Origin of the sequence: Pectobacterium atrosepticum, assembly GCA_019056595.1 — a bacterium.
In the GTDB taxonomy this organism is placed as follows: Bacteria; Pseudomonadota; Gammaproteobacteria; order Enterobacterales; family Enterobacteriaceae; genus Pectobacterium; species Pectobacterium atrosepticum.
The window spans coordinates 4,530,092-4,550,587 of sequence record CP036163.1 but is presented as its reverse complement, the minus strand read 5'-3'; the positions used below and the strand labels follow the sequence as shown (position 1 = coordinate 4,550,587).

Here is a 20,496-nt window from a genome sequence, read left to right as displayed (position 1 = left end):
TCATGTTCAAAGCGCTCCCGATACGCATTCCATTTTCACTCCGCATCGGGATAATTTTGGGGTCATATTTGGGGTCAAGTTGGTTCGATGGCGGAGTGACCCCCAAATGTCTCTTAATGACGCAAAAATCCGCAGTCCCAAACCCCTTGGTAAACGCCCTAATATCTCCGACTCACATGATTCTCTATATCTTAGGCAAGTCATGGCATCTATCGTGACAGTTCATATTCTACGTATTACTTTTCCCCTCCAACAATTAATTAGTATTTTTAATTGATAAACTAAAATCCACGTCTATATTTAACCCAAACCTTCGGAAAAACACCCTGTTACATTTTATTTTAAACAGATAAAAACCTACGTAATTAATGATATAAACACAAAATAATGAGTGAAATTACTTCTCTTAGTCGAGCTATGCTCAAAAATAAAATATTAATTATTTTAATTAATAGCAGGCAAATTAAGTTATAAAAATTTAGTAGGAATGCGAACTTAGCTAAAAACACAGCCTATGTGAATCAGAATTGGAGCACCTCAATGTCATCTATTCAAAACAATCCTCTGGAAAACCAATCCATCTTAAACAGCGATCATTCCTCCGACTCTAACAAGTTACCTCTCAGTTCCACTCAGCAAGTTGTCTGGCTCGATCAGACACTCAATCCTGAATCACCTAATTACAACATTGGCACACGACTCCGTATCGATGAACATCTGGATGAAACGCTTTTTAACCAAGCTTTTGAGAGACTTGTCGCTCGCCATGATGCATTACATTTACAGTTAATCCACACTCACGGTCTCCCCTTACAGGCCCTGACGGATGCATCCCCCTCATCGATAAACGTGTACGATTTTTCGCACTATGATGATGCTGAGGAGCGCGCACAGCAGCACATCCACGCCACATTTATGCGTCCATTTGATCTCCGTGGAAAGCTATGGGCTTCCGAGCTGTTGAGGGTTAGCGATACACACCGCTATTGGCAATTCTGCTGTCATCATCTGATAGCCGATGGATGGAGTCTAAAATTACTGGTCAATGAGCTTGTCGCTACCTACAACCAATTGAAAAACAGCGATGATAATGCTGGCGAAGTCGCTCCTTCCTACCTCGATTACATCTCTGAGGATTTAATTTATCTTGATTCCAGGCATTATCAGTCTGACCTGAAATTCTGGTTGGATCGTTATAAAACGCTACCGCCAGCATTGATTCCTCCCTCAAGCCAAAACAAGGAACTGACGAACGAGCTTCCTCCTCCTCATCTTTGGCAATTAAAAAATGAATATTTTCATAAAATTGAAAATATTGCGGCGGAACATGGGCTCTCGGTTCTTCATTTTATGTACGCCATTCTGGCCTGTTATTTTTCCCGGACGACAGAAACAGAAGACATTGTTATTGGCATTCCGATTCATAATCGTAGAAATGCAAAACAAAAGAATACAATAGGAATGTTTTCGTCCGTCATTCCTATCGGCGTGAGCATTAAGAAAGAAGATTCTTTCCTTGATATTATGCGGAACGTAGCGGCCGAGCTGCGCCGCTGTTATAAACATCAGCGCTTACCCATCACAGAAATTAACCAGCACACACGAATCAGACAAAAAACGGGTCGCGCACAGCTTTTTGATATTACGTTATCGCTTGAATGGTTTGAGTTTAACGTACATATGGAAGGGACGAATACGACCTTCCAGACACCACATCGGGCGACACAGTTCCCTCTCGCCATCAGTATTTATCAATATGATTTTGAAAATAAAAATCACCCCGTCACAGTAGAATTCAATTTTGATACTCGCTACCTGAGCCGTGAAGACGTGATGGCCATCCAGTCACGTCTGGCTACGCTGGTTGATGCAGCCATTACCTCGTTGGATATGACGGTTGAGCATGCGCCTATCCTGCCGCCAACAGAACGCCAACAAGTCGTCGTGGATTTCAACGCCACCGATGCCGACTTCCCGCAACACACCTTGATACATGAGCGTTTCGAGCAACAAGTCGAACTAACGCCTGATGCAACCGCAGTTATCTTTGAAGAGCAATCGCTCAGCTATGCGGAACTCAACCGTCGTGCGAACCAGCTAGCGCACCGCCTGCTTACTTTGGGCATTAAGCCAGACGACCGGGTAGCGCTGTGCGTCGAACGCAGTCTGGAAATGGTCGTTGGCCTGATGGGGATACTGAAATCGGGTGCCGCTTATGTACCGCTCGATCCGACTTATCCAGCTGAGCGACTAGCCTACATGATCGATGATGCCAAACCCGTAGCGTTGCTGACTCAGGCGAACCAAATAGCAATACAGACCGCAGATATTCCGGCGATCATGCTTGATACGGATAGCTTTGACGCTTACGCCACATCGAATCCTGACGCTCAGGCGCTGGGTGTGACGTCAACACATTTGGCCTATGTAATTTATACCTCCGGCTCCACGGGTAAGCCCAAAGGGGTGATGGTCACGCACAGAAACGTACTCAACCTCGCTAGCGGTCTGAAAACGCTACTCGCATTCGAACACTCTAACCGCATTGCCCTCAATGCCAGCATTGTGTTCGATGCCTCGGTGCAAAACTGGATTCAAATACTGTCAGGTCACACGCTGGTGATCGTCCCCGACGCAATCCGCACCGATGCACGACAGCTCTGGCACTATTTTTCCCACCATGCCATAGATCTGTTTGACTGCACGCCAGTCCAACTGCAATGGTTACTGGACGCTGGCCTCGGCACCGACCCTGACTATCAACCTGCGCAGGTTCTAATTGGTGGAGATGCCATTTCACAGGGTATCTGGTCCCGTTTACAGCAGCTTACCGATACCCGATTTATCAACGTATATGGGCCGACAGAATGTACCGTCGACGCCACCGCATGCCCTATCGATTCCTCACAATCGGCTCCCACTATCGGCCGTCCTCTCACCAATACAGAAGTCTATATCCTGGGTACGCAGGGTCAGCCCGTACCTATCGGTGTAACCGGAGAGATCTACATTGGTGGAGCTGGCGTGGCACGCGGCTATCTCAATCGCCCAGACCTCACCGCCGAGCGCTTTATTACTAATCCCTTTGTCGATGAACAGGAGGCTAGACTCTACAAGACCGGCGATCTTGGATACTGGCGCCACGACGGCAGTATTACCTATCTGGGACGTAATGATTTTCAAGTCAAACTGCGTGGCTTCCGTCTTGAACTCGGTGAAATTGAAACGCTCCTAATACAATATCCAGGGATTCAGGAAGCCGTCGTCATCCTTCGCGAAGATATACCCGGTGATAAACGTCTGGTGGCCTATTTTCAGGCACAGCCGGATACTCAACCTACCCCGGCAGACCTGCGTTTACAGCTTTCACAACGTTTGGCTGAATACATGATCCCCAGCGCGTTTGTCGCATTGGATGCGTTCCCGCTCACACCCAACGGTAAACTCGACCGTAAGGCGCTGCCCGAGCCCGATAAATCGGCTATGGTCACGCGTCACTACGAGGCTCCACAGGGGGAAATGGAAACAATGCTGGCCTCTATTTGGCAAACATTGTTGGGCATAGATCACGTTAGTCGCTATGACCATTTCTTTGAACTCGGTGGTCAATCGCTGATGGTCGTCAGTCTGATTGAACAGTTGCGTAATCAAGGAAAAACCCTCGACGTCCGCAGCGCCTTCTCAGCCCCTGTGCTGTATGAAATGGCTCGCGCGATACAGAACCATCAAGATGATACCGCTCTGGTCATTCCTCCTAACCTTATACATCAGGATTGCACCACCATTACGCCGGATCAGTTACCTCTGATCGCGCTTTCGCAATTTGAAATAGACACCATCACTAGCACAGTGCCGGGTGGGGTCACCAATGTACAAGATATCTACCCCCTTGCTCCGTTACAGGAAGGCATTTTTTTCCACCGCTTGTATCAGCAAACGGGCGATGTTTACCAGTTAGACCTATTAGTTGCCTTCGATACCCGAGAACGTCTTGATATCTTTCTGAACACCTTACAGAAGGTTATCGACCGCCACGATATCCTTCGCACCGCTATCTGCTGGCAAGGTCTGAGCCAGCCAGTACAGGTAGTCTGGCGTCACGCGCCGCTGCCGGTGAACACCTTCGAGCCAGCATCTTCAGAGGATATTACCGCTCAATTGCAGGCCTATATTTCCCCTCAGACACTCAGTCTCGATCTGAATAAGGCACCGCTGCTGGCTGCTGATATCGTCTACGATCCGTCACGCAGCGAATGGCTGATGGCATTGAGAGTCCATCATCTCGTCAGTGACCACATGACTCTTGACCTGATCATCGCGGAAGTCCGGCTTATGCTCTGGGGGAAAACGGATGAACTTTCGCCCCCCCAGCCTTATCGTAACTTTATCGCTCATGTGCTTAGCATTCCCAACGCCGTTCACGAACAATACTTCCGTTCTCGTCTGGCCGATGTCGATACCCCTACGATCCCCTTTGGTCTGGCAGAGGTTCAGGACTATGACGGAGAGATGGCTGAAGCAACGCTCTCTCTGGATCACAACCTAGTAGACGCTATTCACCACCACGCCCGTCAACTTAGTGTCAGCCCAGGCGTCTTGTTCCATGTCGCTTGGGCACAGGTCTTGGCACAAATCAGTGACAGTAGCGATGTTATCTTTGGCTCGGTATTGTTGGGACGCCTGCAAGGTTTCACGGGTGCCGATCGTGTAATGGGGATGTTCGTCAATACGTTACCGCTACGTATTCCCCTTAACGATCGCAGCGTACTCGACATTGTAAATAGCACTAACAACGAGCTTTTGTCCCTGCTGGAACATGAGCAAGCACCTCTGGCGCTAGCACAACGTTGTAGCAGCGTTGCGCCTCCCATGCCGCTTTTCAGCACACTTCTGAATTATCGCCGAACTCAGGCAAATACGGCAGCGACAACATGGGAAGGGATGACGCTGTTGGCTGAAAGCCGACGCACCACCTATCCATTTAATTTCTCTGTGGACGATCAAGGCGACAGCATTGAGATACTTTCTCAGACCATCGCAAGCGTTGATCCAGCGCGTATCGCCCGGTATCTGGAAACGGCCTTACACGGTCTGGTTGAGGCACTAAAATCCGATCCACAGACCCCGATCCTCAGCATATCGATTTTACCTGCTGAAGAACGTCAGAAACTGCTGGTCGATTTCAACGCTACCGCTATCGACTTCCCCGACAATTCCCTGATTCACTCACTCTTTGAGACACAGGTGGAACAGACGCCTGATGCCACCGCCATCGTGTTCGAAGAACAGCACGTCACTTATGACGAACTCAATCGCCGGGCCAACCGGCTGGCACACCATTTGCTTTCGTTCGGCGTAAAACCCGATGACCGCGTCGCGATTTGTCTCGAACGTAGCCCAGACATGGTGGTCGGGTTGCTGGGGATTCTGAAGGCCGGTGCCGCCTATGTGCCACTGGACCCATCCTATCCGGCCGAACGCCTCGCTTATATGCTCGACGATGCAGACCCGGTCGCGCTTTTGACCCATTCATCCCTGATTGAGTCTTTTAGCCACACGTCACCGACAATTGTGCTGGATAATGCCGCCCCGTTCGACGCTTGCCCGGATACCAATCCCGTGATTCAGGGGCTGAACGCTGCCCATCTCGCCTATATCATCTACACCTCCGGCTCTACCGGTAAACCTAAAGGCGTTATGGTCGAACACCGTGGACTCAGCAATTATATCCAGTGGGCGCGTGAATATTACGTCACATCGAACAGCCTCGACAGTATCGTATCCTCCCCTGTCGCCTTCGATGCTACCGTCACGAGCCTCTACCTACCCCTGTTATGCGGCGGTAAAATTCAACTCATTCACGACGGACAGGAACTGACCGAATTACTGCCCGCCCTGCTCGCAACGCAACCCGGCACGTTGATTAAAATCACCCCCACTCACCTTGCCGCTCTCGGTCAGGAACTACAGTCTACTCACCGGGTCTGCCCGGACCTGCTCTTTGTCGTCGGCGGCGAAGCACTGTCCTCTGCCACCGTCGCACTCTGGCAGACGCTTTCTTCCGGTTCCCGTATCATCAACGAATACGGGCCGACCGAAACCGTCGTCGGTTGTATCACCTTTGATGCCTGCACACCCAACTCGCTCACAGATAACGTTCCTATTGGCCGACCCATTGCCAATACGTGCATTTATATTCTCGATGCGAAAGGCCAGCCCGCGCCGGTCGGGGTGGCTGGTGAGATCTACATCGGCGGGGCTGGTGTTGCACGCGGCTACCTCAATCGCCCAGACCTCACCGCCGAGCGCTTTATTGCCGACCCGTTCTCTGACTCGGAAAACGCCCAGATCTACAAGACCGGTGACCTCGGACGCTGGTTGCCAGACGGTAATATCGAATATCTCGGCCGCAACGATTTCCAGATTAAAGTACGCGGCTTTCGCATTGAGCCGGGTGAAATAGAGGCTCGTCTGATGGCGTATCCCGGCGTACGGGAAGCACTGGTTATTGCCCGCGAAGACAGTCCGGGAGATATCCGTCTGGTGGCTTACCTCATTGCACAGCCCGGAAGCGAGCTCATTCCTTCCGTATTACGCAAGGCGCTTGCTCTCCATCTGGCCGAGTACATGGTGCCCAGTGCCTTTGTCACCCTTGACGCTTTCCCGCTCACGCCGAACGGCAAGCTCGACCGTAAAGCTCTACCGGTGCCTGAGCAATCCGCTATTGTCAGCCGTGGATACGAAGCCCCTGTCGGTGAGCTGGAAATGGCATTAACAGAGATATGGCAGAATCTACTGGGGCTGGAGCGTGTCGGTCGTCATGACCACTTTTTCGAACTCGGCGGTCATTCGATACTCGCCGTACAATGTGTCACTCGTGTACGTCAAATGCTGGGTCTGGACCTTCAGGTACAGAAAATTTTCGCCAACCCCGTGCTCAGCGATCTCGCACAAGAGCTTACCAATACATCAACGATTGCGGTCACGGCCATCCCGCTTGCCGATCGCAGCCAGCCGCTACCGCTCTCGTTTTCTCAGCAGCGGCTATGGTTCCTTATCCAGCTCGAACCAACAGCCAGTCGAGCCTATAACCTGCCCGCCGCGCTACGCCTTATTGGACGGTTCGATAGGAAAGCTTTCATCACCGCGCTTGACGGGCTGGTCGCGCGTCACGAAAGCCTGCGCACCCGCGTTACCTCAATCGACGGGCAGCCCTGCCAGAAAATTGACCCAGCCACAATTGGCTTCAGCCTATCCTGTCTCGATCTGCGCACATTGAACGATAAGGCTCGTGCGCAGCGCGTGTCTGAACTGGCCGCTCAGGAGTCGCGTGCCCCCTTCAATTTGGCAGAAGGTCCGCTAATCCGCGGCCAGTTGCTGCAACTGGGCGATGAGATACATGTGATGCTGCTCACTATGCATCACATCGTTTCCGACGGCTGGTCTATCGGCATTCTGGCACGCGAGCTGGCAGCCCTGTATCAGGCTGCGTTGGAGGGTAGCGAGGCGAACTTACCGCCATTGCCGGTTCAGTACGCCGATTATACCGTCTGGCAGCGTCAGTGGTTGCAGGGCGAGACGCTCAACGACCTGCGTGATTTCTGGCGTAACCAGCTACAGGGGGCACCGGCCCTGCTGGAGATCCCGACCGACCGGCCCCGCCCGTCGGTACAACGCTATGAAGGCAACATTCTTCCCGTCAGTCTCGATCCAGAAGAACTGGCAGCGTTGAAATCATTATGTCGCCAGCAAGGGACAACCCTGTTTATGACGCTTCTGGCCGTCTGGAGTGTGGTGCTCTCTCGTCTCAGCGGGCAGGGGGATATCGTCGTTGGTACACCACTCGCTAACCGTAAACACAGCGAAACGGAAGGGCTGATAGGCTTTTTTGTCAATACGCTAGCTCTGCGAATTACTCCCAGCCAGTGCCAGACTGTCGGCGATCTCTTTGCTCAAATCCGTGAACGGGCGATTGCAGCTTACACTTATCAGGATCTGCCTTTCGAACAAGTGGTAGAAACACTACAACCCGCTCGCAGTCTCAGTTACAGCCCTATTTTTCAGGTGATGCTGTCGCTGAACAACACCCCTATGCAGGATTTTACACTACCTGGACTTGAGATCTCTGCCGTTGAGCGTCCACAGCGTAGTACCCACTTTGATATGACGCTCTCCCTGACAGAAACAGAAAACGGTCTCGAAGGCGGGCTGATCTATTCCACCGACCTGTTTGATCACGAAACGATTGTGCGTCTCAGAGGCTATTTGCGAAATGTTTTGATGGCGATGACCGACGATGTGACACAGCCTGTCGCCACCCTGCCCATGCTGCCGGACAGTGAACGCCGGCAGGTCATGCTCGACTTCAATGCCACCGAGGCCGACTTCCCGCACGATGCCCTTATCCATCAGCTCGTCGAAGACCAGGCCGCTCATACCCCCGATACCACCGCCGTGCTCTTTGAAGACCAGCACCTCACCTATGACGCGCTCAACCGCCGCGCCAACCAGCTCGCGCATCACCTCATCGACCTCGGCGTAAAACCCGATGACCGCATCGCCATTTGCGTCGAGCGCTCGCTCGACATGGTCATCGGCCTGCTCGCCATTCTCAAGGCCGGCGCCGCCTATGTTCCCCTTGACCCCGGCTACCCCGCCGAGCGCCTCGCCTACATGCTTGACGATGCCAGCCCGGTGGCGCTGCTGACTCAGGCGAACCAGCGCGCCCTGCTGACCGGAGACATTCCGCGCATCCTGCTCGATACCGCCGACTTCAGCCACCTGAGTGAGGACAACCCCCATGTCGCCGGTCTGGATGCCCACCATCTGGCCTACGTCATCTACACTTCCGGCTCCACCGGCAAGCCCAAGGGTGTCATGAACAGCCATCGCGGACTCTGCAACCGCCTCGTCTGGATGCAGAACACCTATCGCCTCACCCCCGATGACCGCGTGCTGCAAAAGACCCCTTCAGCTTTGACGTCTCCGTCTGGGAGTTCTTCTGGCCCCTGCTCTACGGTGCACGCCTCGTCATGGCCCGCCCTGACGGACACAAGGATGCGGCCTACCTCGCGCAGCTCATTGAGCGTACCGGCATCACCACCCTGCACTTCGTGCCCTCCATGCTCCAGCAGTTCGTTCAGTGGGCCGATGCAGACTGTGCCTGTGACTCCCTGCGCCGTGTCATCTGCAGCGGCGAAGCCCTGCCTGCCGAGTTGCAGCAGCGCTTCTTTGCCCGCTTCAACGCCCAGCTCCATAACCTCTATGGCCCCACCGAAGCCGCCATTGACGTCACCTTCTGGGCCTGTCAGCCGGACGACCACCGCAGCTTCGTTCCCATTGGCCGCCCCATCGCCAATACCCAGCTCTATATCCTCGATACCCTCGACCAGCCGGTGCCCCTCGGCGTCGCCGGTGAGCTCCATATCGGCGGCGTCGGCGTCGCCCGCGGTTATCTCAACCGCCCCGACCTCACCGCCGAGCGCTTTATTCCCGACCCGTTCAGCAACCAGCCCGGAGCCAGACTCTACAAGACCGGTGACCTGGCCCGCTGGCTGCCCGACGGCAGCCTCGAATACCTCGGCCGTAATGACTTCCAGGTCAAGCTGCGCGGCTTCCGTATCGAGCTGGGGGAAATCGAGGCCCGCCTTATGCACTGTCCCGGCGTGCAGGAAGCCGTGGTTGTCGCCCGCGAGGACAGCCCCGGTGACACCCGGCTGGTCGCCTACCTCTGTCCGCAGCCCGGCATCACGCCCGACCCCGCCGACCTGCGCCAGCAGTTGAGCCTGCATCTGGCCGAATACATGGTGCCCGGCGCCTTTGTCACCCTGGATGCCTTCCCGCTCACCCCCAACGGCAAGCTCGACCGCAAGGCCCTGCCGGCCCCCGACCAATCCGCCGTGGCGACCCGCGACTATGAAGCCCCGCAGGGTGAGGTCGAAACCGCGCTGGCTGCCGTCTGGCAGGACCTACTGGGACTGACGCGCGTCGGCCGCCACGACCACTTCTTCGCGCTCGGCGGCCACTCGCTGATGATCGTCAGCCTGATTGAACAACTTCGCCGAGCAGGATTGGCGCTTGATGTACGCGGTGTTTTCTCCACACCGGTGCTCAGTGACATGGCACAGGCGATACTGACGCATCAGGATAAACCGGCCCTTGTGGTGCCGCCTAACCGCATTCCGGCGGACAGTACTACCATCACGCCCGACCTGCTGCCGCTGGTGACGCTCACCCAGCCGGAGATCGATACGGTGGTGGATACCGTATCTGGCGGAGCCGCCAACGTACAGGATATCTACCCGCTTTCGCCTTTGCAGGAAGGCATTCTTTTCCATCATCAAATGCAAAAACATGGCGATGCCTACCTATTAAGAAATCTGGCAGCTTTTGATACCCGTGAACATCTCGATGCTTTCCTTACCGCACTTCAGCAGGTTATTGAACGTCACGACATTCTGCGTACTGCCGTGTGCTGGCAGGGACTAAACCAGCCGGTACAGGTGGTTTGGCGTAGGGCTTCACTGCAGATAAGTCATTTTGAACCCGCTTCACCAGAGGCGGTATTGGCACAGTTGCAGGCCCATACCGACCCACGCACCTATCGCGTCAGTCTGAATCAGGCTCCCCTGTTTCAGGCCGATATCGCCCACGATCCTAAACGAAACGAATGGCTGCTGGCGCTGCGTTTCCACCATCTGGTCTGTGACCATATGACGCTGGCACTGATCATCGGTGAAATCCGTCATCTGTTACAGGGACAAAAGAACGCTCTGCCGACGCCGCTCCCGTACCGTAATTTTATCTACCAAACCTTAAATGTACCGACCTCAGAACATGAGGCCTATTTCCGCGAACGACTGGCGGATATCGATGCACCGACCGCGCCTTTTGGGGTGCTAGATGTACAAGGCGACGGCGACGGCATCACCGAAGCACATTTACCTCTGGAAACTGTATTAGCATCCGCGATTCGCAGTCAGGCTCGCCGTTTCGGCGTCAGCCCCAGCGTGCTATTCCATGTAGCCTGGGCGCAGGTGCTGGCGCAGACCAGCGGTCGTGATGACGTGGTATTCGGCTCCGTTCTGCTTGGACGCCTCGCAGGCACCGCCGATGCCGATCGGATCATGGGGATGTTTATCAATACGCTGCCGCTACGAATTTCTCTTGCGGATCGCGGCGTAGCAGATGTGGTTGAGCACACCTCGCACAATTTGATGACGCTACTGGAACATGAACAAGCCTCTCTGGCATTGGCTCAACGCTGTAGCGGTGTGACGCCGCCGATGCCGTTGTTCAGCACGCTGTTCAACTATCGCCATAGCTCACAAGATATTGACGATCTTGCCTGGAGCGGAATGCGTTTACTCACATCGGAAGAGCGCACCAATTATCCACTCATTCTTTCTGTCAACGATCGGGGTAACGCGTTCAGTCTGGAAGCGCAGGCTATTGAGGGTATCGATCCTGAGCGCGTGGTGAATTACCTGATCACGGCGCTCAGCGGCCTGACTGCCGCATTGGAAACAGAGCCCCAGCGACCGATACGCAGCCTATCTGTGCTACCGGAATCAGAACGTCAACAATTGCTGATTGGCTTTAACGCCACCGATACGGATAGCCTGCCGCACGCGCTGATTCACGAGCGCATCGAACACGTGGCGAGCCAGACGCCGGATGCCGTTGCGGTTATATTCGGTAAGCACACTCTCAGTTACGATCAACTCAATCGCCGTGCCAACCGCCTCGCCCATCATCTGCTCACGCTCGGCGTGCAGCCGGACGATCGGATCGCGATTTGCGTCGAGCGTGGTCTGGAGATGATTGTTGGTCTGCTCGGCATCCTCAAAGCCGGTGCCGCCTATGTCCCGCTGGATCCCTCTTACCCTGTCGATCGTCTGACTTACATGCTGGAGGATGCCGCCCCTGTCGCGCTGCTGACGCAAACCGCTCTCGTCACGCTACTGGATAGCCCTCTGCCTGTGATCGAACTCGATAATCTGCCAGCCGCTATCGCTGACGAGACACCAGACAGTAACCCGACACCACAGGCGTTCGGCCTGACGCCAAATCATCTGGCCTATGTGATCTACACCTCCGGCTCTACGGGTAAACCCAAAGGGGTCATGGTTGAACATCGTAGCTTGTGTAATTTGGTTGATGCGCTGGCTGATGCCTTCAATATCACCCGTGACAGCCGCCTGTTGCAGTTTGCTTCTTTCAGTTTTGATGCCTGTGTGTTTGAAGTTGCGACGACCCTTTCTCATGGTGGTTGTTTGGTACTTGCACCCAGAGAAGCATTATTGCCCGGTGAGGCGCTGCTGACGACATTGAAAACGCAAGCGGTGACTCATGCGTTATTACCGCCTATTGCCGCCAGTGCCCTACCATCCGATGCCGAATTACCTCTGCTGAAGACCCTGATTCTGGGAGGAGAAGCTTGTACAGCCGCGCAGGTTAAGCGCTGGGCATCAGGCCGACGAGTGTTTAATGCTTACGGTCCAACGGAAATTACCGTCTGTGCCACCTTGTCTTGCTGCGATGCAAGCCATAATGGAACACCGCCGATTGGTCGCCCGATTGCCAATACACAAATCTACATTCTGGATGAGCAAAAACAGCCCGTTCCCCTTGGTGTCGCCGGTGAAATCTATATTGGCGGCGCGGGTGTCGCACGCGGCTATCTTAATCGTCCGGAACTGACAGCAGAGCGTTTTATTGCCGATCCATTTACCGATACTCCTGATGCTCGCCTCTACAAAACGGGCGACCTCGGCCGCTGGTTGCCCAACGGTGATATCGACTATCTGGGCCGTAACGACTTCCAGATCAAACTGCGCGGTTTCCGTATTGAACTGGGTGAAATCGAAACGCACTTGATACAGTGCAGCGGCGTCGGCGAAGCCGTGGTGATTGCCCGTGAAGACAGCACCGGCGACGCCCGACTGGTCGCCTATCTTTGCCCGCAACCAGGTGCAGAACTGCACCCTACCGACCTGCGCCAACAGCTCAGTCGGCATCTGGCAGAGTATATGGTGCCTTCTGCATTTGTCGTTCTTGATGTTTTCCCACTCACGTCGAACGGTAAACTCGATCGCAATGCGCTCCCAGCACCCGGCCAAACGGCCGTCGCTCGTCACGACTATGAAGCACCGCAGGGCGAGTTGGAGATTGCACTTGCACAAATCTGGCAAGACCTACTGGGGCTGGATCGCGTCGGACGACACGATCAGTTCTTCGAACTCGGTGGCCATTCGCTAATAATAGTCAGACTCATTGAACGTCTACGCAACCTTGGCTGGACACCTGAAGCCCGAAGCCTCTTTTCTACCCCGATTCTCTGCGACATGGCACAGGAAATACTGGCGAATCAGGATAAATCAACGTTCATCGTGCCGCCTAATCATATTGCCATAGACGCCACAGCCATTACGCCTGAGCTGTTGCCACTGGTCACACTGTCTCAGGAAGAGATCGATACCGTTATCGCTACGGTACCCGACGGCGTAGCCAATGTGCAGGATATCTACCCGCTAGCCCCTTTGCAGGAAGGCATTCTGTTCCATTATCAGTTACAGGAGAAAGGCGATACTTATCTGTTAAACAGTCTGCTTGCCTTTGACTCGCAGACACGCCTTGATGCTTTTCTCGATGTATTGCAACAGGTTATCGCACGCCACGATATTCTGCGTACCGCTATCTGCTGGCAAGGGCTCCATCAACCCGTGCAGGTGGTTTGGCGGCAGGCGCCGCTGACGGTAAACACCCTGACGACAACATCATCAGATACTGTCCCAGCGCAATTACGTGCGGCTACCGATCCCAGTAATCATCGGCTCAATCTCAGCAATGCACCGTTGCTTTCGGCGACGACAGCGCATGATCCGGTTTGCGGCGAATGGCTATTGTCGTTGAGCATCCATCATTTGATCAGCGACCATATAACACAGGCGTTGATCATCGATGAAATCCGCCTGCTGTTGGAGGATAGGCCGGAAGCCCTGCCTAAACCGCTACCGTATCGCAACTTTATCGCGCAGATCCTGAGCGTCCCGCTTTCTGAACATGAGCAGTATTTCCGCAACCGACTGGCGGATATTGACACGCCGACAGCACCTTTCGATCTCGTGGATGTACAAGGTAACGGCGAGGACATCACTGAAGCGCGTCTTTCACTCGATTCCTCACTGGCTGATGCCCTCCGCCGTCAGGCACGCCATCTGGGGATTAGCTCAAGTGTGCTATTCCATGTTGCCTGGGCACAGGTCCTTGCACTGACCAGCGGTCGTGATGACGTGGTCTTTGGTTCCGTGCTTTCGGGGCGCTTGCAGGGGAACTTGGGGGCCGATCGGGTGATGGGGATGTTCATCAACACGCTGCCGCTACGCGTATCGCTCCGTGAACGCAGCGTACACGATGTTGTTCAGGCCACGTCTCATGAGCTGATGATGTTATTAGCCCATGAACAGGCACCGCTGGCATTGGCTCAGCAGTGCAGTCAAGTTCCTCCTCCTCTTCCGCTGTTTAGCACGCTATTCAACTATCGTCATTCTCAGAAAGATGCCAGCAGTCAATTCTGGGAAGGTATGCGCCAATTGAGTGGGCGAGAGCGTACTAACTATCCGATCACGCTGTCAGTGGACGATCTGGGCGATGGCTTTAACCTGACCGCAAAAACCGTCATGGGCGTCGACCCTGAACGGATCGTTCACTATATGCTTACCGCGATCGAGAATCTGGTCACGTCGCTGGAGAAAACACCGCAGCAGCCAGCGCTAAGTCAGCCTATATTACCGAAATCCGAGCGCCAGCAGGTGCTGGTTGATTTCAACGCCACCGATGCAGACTTCCCGCGTGAGATGTTGATTCAGCAACGGTTTGAAGCACAGGCCGAACAGACACCCGAGGCTATCGCCGTGCTGTTTGAAGATCAGCACCTTACCTACCGCGAACTCAACCGCCGCGCCAATCAGCTGGCGCACCACCTCATCGCCCTCGGCGTCCAGCCCGATGACCGCGTTGCCCTCTGCGTCGAGCGCAGCCTGGAGATGATGGTTGGCCTGCTAGGCATCCTCAAAGCCGGGGCCGCCTACGTCCCGATGGATCCCGCCTATCCGGCGGAGCGCCTTGCCTATATACTCGACGATGCCGCCCCGGTTGCCCTGCTCACCCAGTCCGCGCAAGTGGCGCAGCTCAACAGCACGCTGCCTACCGTGCTGCTCGATACGCCTGCCGCCGCAGCCTGCCCGGACACCAATCCCGTGGTTCAGGGGCTGCACGCCGCCCATCTGGCCTATGTCATCTACACCTCCGGCTCTACCGGCAGGCCCAAAGGCGTCATGGTCGCACACCGGAACGTGATTAACCTCGCCACTGGGTTACACACGTTGCTGGCACTCGACCACCCCAGCCGCATTGCCCTCAACGCCAGCATTGTCTTCGATGCCTCGGTGAAAAACTGGATACAGTTGCTGTCCGGCCACACCCTAGTGCTGGTTCCCGACGCCCTCCGCGCCGATGCCCATCAGCTTTGGCGCTATTTCGCCCGCCACGCCGTTGACCTGTTTGACTGCACCCCAGTGCAGTTGCAGTGGCTGCTCGACGCTGGACTGGGCAGCGACCCGGCCTACCAGCCCGCGCAGGTACTCATCGGCGGTGAGGCGATTTCGCCCGCCGTCTGGTCGCGCCTGCAGTCGCTGTCCGACACCCGCTTTATCAACGTGTACGGCCCGACCGAATGTACCGTTGATGCCACCGCCTGTGTGGTCGACCGCACCCAGCCGCTGCCGACTATCGGCAAACCGCTCGCCAATACCCGCCTCTATATTCTGGATGCGCAGGACCAGCCCGTCCCGATTGGCGTCACCGGTGAACTCCATATCGGCGGGGCCGGCGTCGCCCGCGGCTACCTCCACCGTCCCGACCTCACCGCCGAACGCTTTATTCCCGACCCGTTCTCCGCCGACCCAGCGGCCCGGATCTACAAGACCGGCGATCTGGCCCGCTGGCTGCCCGACGGCAACATTGACTATCTGGGCCGTAACGATTTCCAGATTAAGGTGCGCGGTTTCCGTATCGAAGCGGGTGAAATCGAGTCCCGTCTCTTGCGCTGTCCGGGGGTACAGGACGCCGTGGTGATAGCCCGCGAAGACAGCCCCGGCGATACGCGTCTGGTGGCCTATCTCTGCGCCCGGCCTGATGCTGAGCTGCATCCTGCGGCGCTGCGCCAGCAGCTTGCCGCCTCGCTGGCGGACTACATGATCCCGTCAGCCTTTGTCACGCTTGACGCCCTGCCGCTCACCCCGAACGGCAAGCTCGACCGCAAGGCCCTCCCGGCCCCGGATCAGACTGCCTTTGCCACCCGCGACTATGAAGCGCCGCAGGGCGGGATCGAAACCGCGCTGGCCGCGCTTTGGCAAGAGCTGCTCGGGCTGGATCGTGTCGGTCGTCACGATCAGTTCTTTGCCCTCGGCGGTCACTCGCTGCTGGCGGTGCAGTTGCTGAACCGCATGAACAAGGCCGGCATGGACGTCGCACTGGCGACACTGTTTGCCCACCCGACGCTGTGCGATCTGGCCGCCGCCGTCACGGCCACCGCGCACGATGCGCCGTTCACCCTGCCCGTGGCCGACCGCACTCAGCCCCTGCCGCTGTCGTTTTCCCAGCAGCGGCTGTGGTTCCTCGCCCAGCTCGATCCGGCCGCCAGTCAGGCCTACCACCTGCCGGCCGCACTGCATCTTACCGGCCGGCTTGACCGCCCGGCACTCACGACCGCACTCAACGGGCTCGTCGCCCGTCACGAAAGCCTGCGCACCCGCTTTACCTCAATCGACGGGCAGCCCGCCCAGCAGATTGATCCGGATACGCTCGGCTTCAGCCTGTCCAGCCATGACCTGCGTAAGCTGGACGAGGCGGCCCGCACCACACGCGTGGCAGAACTGGCCGAACAGGAAGCGCGGGCGCGTTTTGATCTGACGCAGGGCCGCTGATCCGCGGTCAGTTGCTGCAGTTGGATGACAACACCCATGTGCTGCTGCTGACCCAGCACCACATTATCTCCGACGGCTGGTCCATCGGCATTCTGGCACGTGAGCTGGCAGCCCTGTATCAGGCCGCGTTGGAGGGTAGCGAGGCGAACTTACCGCCACTGCCGGTTCAGTACGCCGACTACGCCGTCTGGCAGCGTCAGTGGCTGCAGGGGGAAACACTTAACGACCTGCGTGACTACTGGCGCGATCAGTTGCAGGGGGCACCGGCCCTGCTGGAGATCCCGACCGACCGGCCCCGCCCGTCGGTACAGCGCTATGCGGGCGATCAGGTTCCCTTCCATCTGGATGCGGGACAGCTCCGTCGCCTTCATGCACTGAACCGGCAGCAGGGCACGACCCTGTTTATGACGCTGCTGGCCGCCTGGTCGGTGGTGCTGTCCCGCCTCAGCGGGCAGGACGATATCGTCATCGGCACCCCGGTTGCCAACCGTCCCCGTCAGGAGCTGGAGGGCATGGTCGGCTTCTTCGTCAACACGCTGGCATTGCGCACCGAGCCGGGCCGCTGCCACGCCGTCGCAGATCTGCTCGATCAGGTGCGTGAGCGGGCGCTGGACGCCTACGCCCATCAGGCCCTGCCGTTCGAACAGGTCGTAGAGATCCTGCAGCCCGCTCGCAGCCTCAGTTACAGCCCCATTTTCCAGGTGATGCTGTCGCTGAACAACACCCCAGCACAGGCCCTGACGCTGCCCGATCTTACGCTCTCTGCCGTTGAGCGGCCGCAGCATAGCACCCACTTTGATCTGTCGCTGTCGCTTATCGAGACTGAAAATGGCCTCAACGGTGGGCTGGTCTACGCCACCGACCTGTTCGACCGCGAAACCATCCTTCGCGTGGTGGGTTATGTAGAGAATATCCTGATGGCGATGGCCGACGATGTGACGCAACCTGTCGCCACCCTGCCCATGCTGCCGGACAATGAGCGCCGGCAGGTCATGCTCGACTTCAATGCCACCGAGGCCGACTTCCCGCACGATGCCCTTATCCATCAGCTCGTCGAAGATCAGGCCGCTCGTACTCCTGACACCACCGCCGTGCTCTTTGAAGACCAGCACCTTACCTATGACGCGCTCAACCGCCGCGCCAACCAGCTCGCGCATCACCTCATCGACCTCGGCGTTCAACCCGATGACCGCATCGCCATTTGCGTCGAGCGCTCGCTCGACATGGTCATCGGCCTGCTCGCCATTCTCAAGGCCGGCGCCGCCTATGTTCCCCTTGACCCCGGCTACCCTGCCGAGCGCCTCGCCTACATGCTCGACGATGCCAGCCCGGTGGCACTGCTGACTCAGGCGAACCAGCGCGCCCTGCTGACCGGAGACATCCCGCGCATCCTGCTCGATACCGCCGACTTCAGCCACCTGAGTGAGGACAACCCTCACATCGCCGGTCTGGATGCCCACCATCTGGCCTACGTCATCTACACCTCCGGCTCCACCGGCAAGCCCAAGGGTGTCATGAACAGCCACCGCGGGCTCTGCAACCGCCTCGTCTGGATGCAGAACACCTATCGCCTCACCCCCGATGACCGCGTGCTGCAAAAGACCCCCTTCAGCTTTGACGTCTCCGTCTGGGAGTTCTTCTGGCCCCTGCTCTACGGTGCACGCCTCGTCATGGCCCGCCCTGACGGACACAAGGATGCGGCCTATCTCGCGCAGCTCATTGAGCGCACCGGCATCACCACCCTGCACTTCGTGCCCTCCATGCTTCAGCAGTTCGTTCAGTGGGCCGATGCAGACTGTGCCTGTGACTCCCTGCGCCGCGTTATCTGCAGCGGCGAAGCCCTGCCTGCCGAGTTGCAGCAGCGCTTCTTTGCCCGCTTCAACGCCCAGCTCCATAACCTCTATGGCCCTACCGAAGCCGCCATTGACGTCACCTTCTGGGCCTGTCAGCCGGACGACCACCGCAGCTTTGTTCCCATTGGCCGCCCCATCGCCAATACCCAGCTCTATATCCTCGACACCCTCGGCCAACCTGTGCCCCTCGGTGTCGCCGGTGAACTCCATATCGGCGGCGTCGGCGTCGCCCGCGGTTATCTCAACCGCCCCGACCTCACCGCCGAGCGCTTTATTCCCGACCCGTTCAGCAATCAGCCCGGAGCCAGACTCTACAAGACCGGTGACCTGGCCCGCTGGCTGCCCGACGGCAGCCTCGAATACCTCGGCCGTAACGACTTCCAGGTCAAGCTGCGCGGCTTCCGTATCGAGCTGGGGGAAATCGAGGCCCGCCTTATGCAGTGTCCCGGCGTGCAGGAAGCCGTGGTCGTCGCCCGCGAGGACAGCCCCGGCGACACCCGGCTGGTCGCCTACCTCTGCCCGCAGCCCGGCGTCACGCCCGACCCGGCAGACCTGCGCCAGCAGCTCGGGCAACATCTGGCCGAATACATGGTACCCGGTGCCTTTGTCACCCTCGATGCCTTCCCGCTCACCCCGAACGGCAAGCTCGACCGCAAGGCCCTCCCGGCCCCGGATCAGACTGCCTTTGCCACCCGCGACTATGAAGCGCCGCAGGGCGGGATCGAAACCGCGCTGGCCGCGCTTTGGCAAGAGCTGCTCGGGCTGGATCGTGTCGGTCGTCACGATCAGTTCTTTGCCCTCGGCGGTCACTCGCTGCTGGCGGTGCAGTTGCTGAACCGCATGAACAAGGCCGGCATGGACGTCGCACTGGCGACACTGTTTGCCCACCCGACGCTGTGCGATCTGGCCGCCGCCGTCACGGCCACCGCGCACGATGCGCCGTTCACCCTGCCCGTGGCCGACCGCACTCAGCCCCTGCCGCTGTCGTTTTCCCAGCAGCGGCTGTGGTTCCTCGCCCAGTTCGATCCGGCCGCCAGTCAGGCCTACCACCTGCCGGCCGCACTGCATCTTACCGGCCGGCTTGACCGCCCGGCACTCACGACCGCACTCAACGGGCTCGTCGCCCGTCACGAAAGCCTGCGCACCCGCTTTACCTCAATCGACGGGCAGCCCGCCCAGCAGATTGATCCGGATACGCTCGGCTTCAGCCTGTCCAGCCATGACCTGCGTAAGCTGGACGAGGCGGCCCGCACCACACGCGTGGCAGAACTGGCCGAACAGGAAGCGCGGGCGCGTTTTGATCTGACGCAGGGGCCGCTGATCCGCGGTCAGTTGCTGCAGTTGGATGACAACACCCATGTGCTGCTGCTGACCCAGCACCACATTATCTCCGACGGCTGGTCCATCGGCATTCTGGCACGTGAGCTGGCAGCCCTGTATCAGGCCGCGTTGGAGGGTAGCGAGGCGAACTTACCGCCACTGCCGGTTCAGTACGCCGACTACGCCGTCTGGCAGCGTCAGTGGCTGCAGGGGGAAACACTTAACGACCTGCGTGACTACTGGCGCGATCAGTTGCAGGGCACCGGCCCTGCTGGAGATCCCGACCGACCGGCCCCGCCCGTCGGTACAGCGCTATGCGGGCGATCAGGTTCCCT

General features: G+C 57.2%; 1 pseudogene. It reads left to right on the top strand.

Annotated elements, in window-relative coordinates:
* Positions 1 to 540 precede the first annotated feature (540 nt).
* Positions 541 to 19,765, top strand: a pseudogene (locus tag DCX48_21140) (amino acid adenylation domain-containing protein).
* Positions 19,766 to 20,496: the final 731 nt, after the last annotated feature.